Below are 4,904 nucleotides of genomic sequence, written 5' to 3'. Positions count from 1 at the left end.
ATCTCGCCGATTTGCGGTGCGCCGATCTGGTAGTCGGACTTGGCGTCGAAGTAGATCTTGTCGATCGTGCCGCCGGTAGTGACGATGGTCAGGTGCTGCATGATGGGAAGGCTTCCGTGTGCCGGTTTGCGGGCCGGGTGGTGATGACGGGTGGCGCCGGGGGCGCTGTTCAGTCCAGCAATCGTATCGCGGCCTCGTGGTCACCGTCTCGCAGACTATCGATGCCGTGCGACACGAACAGCTCCAGCGCTGCCCCCGGCCTGCCGTCGTCATGCTGCGCGTGCGCCCATTGCGCCTGCTCGGAGAGCAGGGCTGCGGCCATGCAGCGTGCCAGCGTGATTGCCAGATCGCGGGCGCCGGACTGCAGTCGGGACGGGTCTGCGGAGTGTTCGTCGAGGAAGGACTGCGCGTGGTCGAGCACGCCGCGCAGCATTCCGGCGATGCTTTCCTGGCCGGGAGCTTCCAGCAATGCATCGATTTGCTTGCGCAAGGGTGCAAGACCGGTCTTGCCCAGGACCCGCAGCAGGTCCAGGGACAACACGTTGGTGGTGCCCTCCCAGATCGGGTAGACCTGCGCATCGCGCAGCAACTGGGGCAGACCGGTGTCCTCGATATAGCCTGCGCCGCCGAAGCATTCCAGGGTCTCCGAGGCCACAGCCACGGCGACCTTGGCCGTCCACAGCTTGGCCAGCGGGGTCAGCAGGCGCAGCAGGTGGGGTTCGTGGGGGTCGGCCTGATCGTGCTCGACCCGGCCCAGGAGGCGAACCAGGTGGAAGGTTAGGGCGAACGCGGCTGCATGTTCGGCCTGCATGTCGGCCAGGGTTTGCGCATGCAGCGGATGATCGGCAAGGCGACGTCCGAATGCTTCGCGCCGGCTGGCATAGTCACGCGCCAGCGCCATGCAACGCGCCATGGTCGCGGTGGCACATACTGCGTTCCAGGTCCGGGTGATGTTGAGAACCGGCGTGATCAGGCGCACGCCGTGGTCCAGGCCGCTGACCGGTTCAGCGGGGATGCCCTCCAGGTGGATTTCAGCCGTGGGCAGTTCCTGGGTACCGAGCTTGTCCTTCAGACGATCGACGCGCATGCCGTTCCAGCGACCCTGTACATCCCGGGTCTCGACGTAGAACAACGCCAGCGCGTCAGGCCCCTCGTCGGCCCCCTCGGGGCGTGCCAGCGCAAGTGCTGCTTCGCCGACCACGGCGGAGGTGAACCACTTGCGTCCGTACAATCGCCACTGGCCGTGCTCGTCCTGGCGCGCGATGGTTTCGGTGCGACCCACGTCGGAACCGCCCGCGGTTTCGGTCATCCATTGTCCGGAAAGCCAGAGTTGGTCCGGGTTGCGGCTGAGAAAGCGCGGCAGCACGCGTTCGCTCAGCTCGGTATTGCCTGAAAGGCGTATGGCGGTAGCCGCGCCATCGGTCATGGCCAGCGGACAGGTGAAGAACTCACTGGCCAGGTGGTACAGGTAGACCCGGGAGAACTGTTCCAGACGTGCATTTACGCCGGCCTCGGGGGCATGTCCTGCGGCGAGAATTCCGAAGCGCGCAGTCATTCCAGGACCCTCACGCCAGGCTCGGGTCAGCTCGATCCGGTCGATACGTTCGCCCCACGGGTCCCATTGCACCAGTTCGGGCTTGCGCCGGTTGCGCTGCATGCGCTGTGCATAGGCGACACAGGCGTGGTCGCCCAGCGCCCGCAGGTCGCTCTCGAGATGCTGCCGACGGTCCTCGGGGACATGTCGCTCGATCAGCGCCTGAAGCAGGTGGTCCTGGTCAAACGGATGCGGAAGTTGCGGTGCGTCCTGACGAAATTCCATGGCGTTGTGTGCCCCGCTGGGCAGCTGAATCCTGACACCCAGTATAAACGCCTGCAGGATCTGCCTGCCTTGATGCGCGTCAGGCCGGTTTGCGGCGTTGCACGCCGATGCCCAGCGACAGGATCAGCATCAGGCTCAGGATGATCTCCAGCACGGCCGGCACCCGTTCGGCCGGAATGGCCCATGCTTCCGCCACGCCGTGGCAAAAATAAAACAGCGCCACGATACCGGCCCAGAGCAGCGCGCGTCCCGGGCGGCGTACCGCCAGCAGGGGCAGCAGGAGCGGCAAAAGTGCCAGCAGCAGTACGGCGCCGAGCGGGTCGTGCGGGTTCGGCACCAGCCAGGCATGCCAGAGCGGTTGCAGCACGATCAGTCCGATCCATCCGGCATAGCCGGCGATGCGGGCCATGCGCTGGCGCGGGGTGGGCGTGTTCATGACTGTCGCGCCAAGCGGCGGGCCACGTCAGCCAGGCGCTGGCCCAGCGCGCGTGCCAGTTCACGCTCGTGCCCGGTCACGGGCAAGTCGCCCTCGCTTCCGGCCACATGGCTTGCGCCATACGGCGATCCGCCGCTGCGGGTGCTGCTGAGTGCGGATTCGGTATACGGAATGCCCACGATCAGCATGCCGTGGTGGAGCAGGGGCAGCATCATGGATAGCAGGGTCGTTTCCTGGCCACCATGCATGGTGCTGGTGCAGGTGAATGTCGCGGCCGGCTTGCCGGCAAGGCTGCCGGATGCCCACTCTGCGCCGGTGCCGTCCAGGAAATGTTTCATCGGTGCCGCCATGTTGCCGAAGCGTGTCGGGCTGCCAAGCGCGAGGCCGATGCACTCGTCGAGATCTTCATGGGTTGCGTATGGCGCACCATCTTCCGGTTCCGGCGGCTGCGCGGTACGTGTCACCGGCGCCACGGGCGGAACCTGGCGCAGGCGGGCCTGCATGCCGGGCACTTCCTCGATCCCGCGTGCCACCAGGCGCGCCAGCTTTGCGGTCGATCCGTTGCGGCTGTAGTAGAGCACCAGAATGTCCTGGCTCATATGGTCTCCCGGGGCGTTGAGGCGTGACAGGCCATAGTTTCGCAGATGTGGCCCGGTTTCGGTTCCGCGGATGGCGAACGCTGGTCGATTCGGCCATGATCTGCGTTCCGGCATGCAAGCCGATATCATGACAAACGTGTCCAAACCAACCGAGCACTCCTGGCTGCCGGCGCCGTTGCACCGGCTAGATCGCGACCGCGTGAAGGCCTTCGTGCGGTTCGTCTGGCAACGCTTTGTCGACGACAAATGCCTGGAGACCGCCGGCGCGTTGGCCTACACCACGCTGTTCGCGCTGGTGCCGCTTACGGTGGCGATATTCACCATTCTCACCGCGCTGCCTTCCTTCAATGGGTGGAGCCATGTGCTGACCGACTTTCTGTTCCGCAACTTCGTTCCGGCGGCGGGTGAGGCGGTGCAGAAGTACGTGCTGCAGTTTGCCGGCAACGCCAGCAAACTCACGGGGATTGGCGTCGTGGTGCTGCTGGCCACCGCACTGATGATGATGTCCAGCATCGAGGCGCGGTTCAATCGCATCTGGCGCGTGCAGACCCGGCGTTCGACGCTGTCGCGGTTCATGATGTATTGGGCCGCGTTGACCCTGGGCCCCATCATGGTCGTGGCCGGACTGACCCTGACCTCCTATGTGGCTGCGTTGCCGTTGATCGGCAGTGTCCACGGCCCGTTGGCGCTCAAGCGGCATCTGTTGGGCGTGCTTCCATTCGCGGTCAGCGTGATCGGTCTTTTCGCGATGTACACCCTGGTGCCGAACCGGCGGGTGATGATGCGATATGCCGCGATCGGGGCGGTGCTTGTCGCCGTGCTGTTCGAGATCGCAAAGTGGGCCTTCGCCACCTACATGCGCAGCGTGACCAGTTACCAGCAGATCTATGGCGCGCTGTCGGCCATACCGGTATTCCTGGTCTGGATCTACCTGTCCTGGGTCATCGTTCTGCTTGGAGCTTCGCTGACAGCCTCGTTGTCGGCCTTCGATTATCGCCCGCGTGCCAACCACCTTCCGGAAGAGGCTGAATTCCTCGGCCTGATGCACATCTTGAAACATTTTGTGCTCGCACAGCGCCAAGGCCGCGCGTTGAGCGAGGACGACCTTCGCGGTCGCGAACGCTATGTTTCCGATGACCAGTTGCAGCGGTATCTGGGCGATTTGCATCAGTCCGGCATGATCCAGCGGACGGAAAACGAAGCCTGGGTGATGATGCGCAGTCTGGACACGGCTACCCTTATGGAAATCTACAGGGCGGGGCGGTATCGTCTGCCTCTCGATGAGGATCTGATCGAGCAGTTCAGTCATGGCTTCCCCTCGCCATTGCGCGATCACCTTGGCAAACTGGCGCAGAGCATGCGCAGCAATCTGGGCACCCCTTTGTCGGATCTTTTCCTGCTGGCGCCAGAGGCTGCGGACGAAGACCCTTCCCTAGCCGAACACCGACCGGACGCCACATGAAATCTTTTTCCCTCGTGCTTGCTGGCCTGCTGTTTGCCGTGACGGTACCGCACGCTCGCGCCGCCATGCCCAGCCACCCCGGGTTGAAGATCAAGACCCTGAGCGGCAGGCAATTCGACCTGGCTGCCCAGCGCGGCAAATGGGTGATCATCAACTTCTGGGCGACCTGGTGTCATCCGTGCATCAAGGAGATGCCCGCGCTGTCGGCCTTCGTCAAGTCGCATGCCGACGTACGCGCGATCGGACTGGCCTTCGAGGATGCCGATTCCGCGACCCTCAAGGCGTTCCTGGACAAGCATCCGGTGAGTTACCCGGTGGCCCGCGTGAACACCAGCAAGCCCCCAGCCGACTTCGATCCGCCACTGGGTCTTCCCACCACCTACCTGATCTCGCCGGACGGCAAGGTAGCGCAGAAATACGTCGGACCGATCACGCTTTCCGACCTGCGCAAGGCCATCGGCTCGAGCCACTGAGATTCTCATGGCCTGCGCATGCTTCCTGATCAGCGGACGGGTCCAGGGCGTGTTCTTTCGCGCGTCCACGCGCGAGCAGGCCCAGCGACTCGAGCTGGTCGGCTGGGCCGAGAAC

6 protein-coding genes and 1 pseudogene are annotated in these 4,904 nt (G+C 64.4%); 3 read left to right on the top strand and 4 right to left on the bottom strand.

Going from position 1 to position 4,904, the window contains the following annotated elements; all coding sequences use genetic code 11:
* From PF446_RS10655 to wrbA, 4 genes and pseudogenes are all read right to left on the bottom strand, one after another.
* Positions 1-101 (bottom strand): annotated as a pseudogene (locus PF446_RS10655) (asparaginase); the annotation flags it as partial.
* Between the two features lie 68 nt (positions 102-169).
* A complete protein-coding gene (locus PF446_RS10650) occupies positions 170-1,819 on the bottom strand; it encodes an acyl-CoA dehydrogenase family protein (RefSeq protein ID WP_298071401.1) in 1,650 nt (549 codons plus the stop codon).
* 79 nt (positions 1,820-1,898) lie between these two features.
* Positions 1,899-2,255: a DUF2069 domain-containing protein gene (locus tag PF446_RS10645; protein WP_298071400.1), complete on the bottom strand. Its 357-nt coding sequence runs from the start codon at positions 2,253-2,255 to the stop codon at positions 1,899-1,901.
* Positions 2,252-2,854, bottom strand: a complete 603-nt coding sequence (wrbA, locus tag PF446_RS10640; protein ID WP_298071399.1) for an NAD(P)H:quinone oxidoreductase — start codon at positions 2,852-2,854, stop codon at positions 2,252-2,254. Before wrbA ends, PF446_RS10645 begins: the two co-directional genes overlap by 4 nt.
* Before the next feature lie 136 nt (positions 2,855-2,990).
* Here wrbA and PF446_RS10635 point away from each other — a divergent pair, with 136 nt between their 5' ends.
* From PF446_RS10635 to PF446_RS10625, 3 genes are all read left to right on the top strand, one after another.
* A complete protein-coding gene (locus tag PF446_RS10635; RefSeq protein WP_298071398.1) occupies positions 2,991-4,316 on the top strand; it encodes a YihY family inner membrane protein in 1,326 nt (441 codons plus the stop codon).
* A complete protein-coding gene (locus PF446_RS10630; protein ID WP_298071397.1) occupies positions 4,313-4,789 on the top strand; it encodes a TlpA disulfide reductase family protein in 477 nt (158 codons plus the stop codon). The genes PF446_RS10635 and PF446_RS10630 overlap by 4 nt, the downstream gene beginning before the upstream one ends.
* Before the next feature lie 7 nt (positions 4,790-4,796).
* Positions 4,797-4,904 (top strand): acylphosphatase (locus tag PF446_RS10625; protein ID WP_298071402.1); only part of this gene is annotated, 108 nt, incomplete at its 3' end.

Origin of the sequence: Oleiagrimonas sp. (assembly GCF_027858935.1) — a bacterium.
GTDB lineage: Bacteria > Pseudomonadota > Gammaproteobacteria > Xanthomonadales > Rhodanobacteraceae > Oleiagrimonas.
This window is presented reverse-complemented; position numbering and strand designations above follow the sequence as displayed.

Coding starts and splice junctions, on each gene's coding strand:
- PF446_RS10645 (WP_298071400.1), bottom strand. CDS start 2,255: ATGAACACGCCCACCCCGCGCCAGCGCATGGCCCGCATCGCCGGCTAT.
- PF446_RS10630 (WP_298071397.1), top strand. CDS start 4,313: ATGAAATCTTTTTCCCTCGTGCTTGCTGGCCTGCTGTTTGCCGTGACG.
- PF446_RS10650 (WP_298071401.1), bottom strand. CDS start 1,819: ATGGAATTTCGTCAGGACGCACCGCAACTTCCGCATCCGTTTGACCAG.
- wrbA (WP_298071399.1), bottom strand. CDS start 2,854: ATGAGCCAGGACATTCTGGTGCTCTACTACAGCCGCAACGGATCGACC.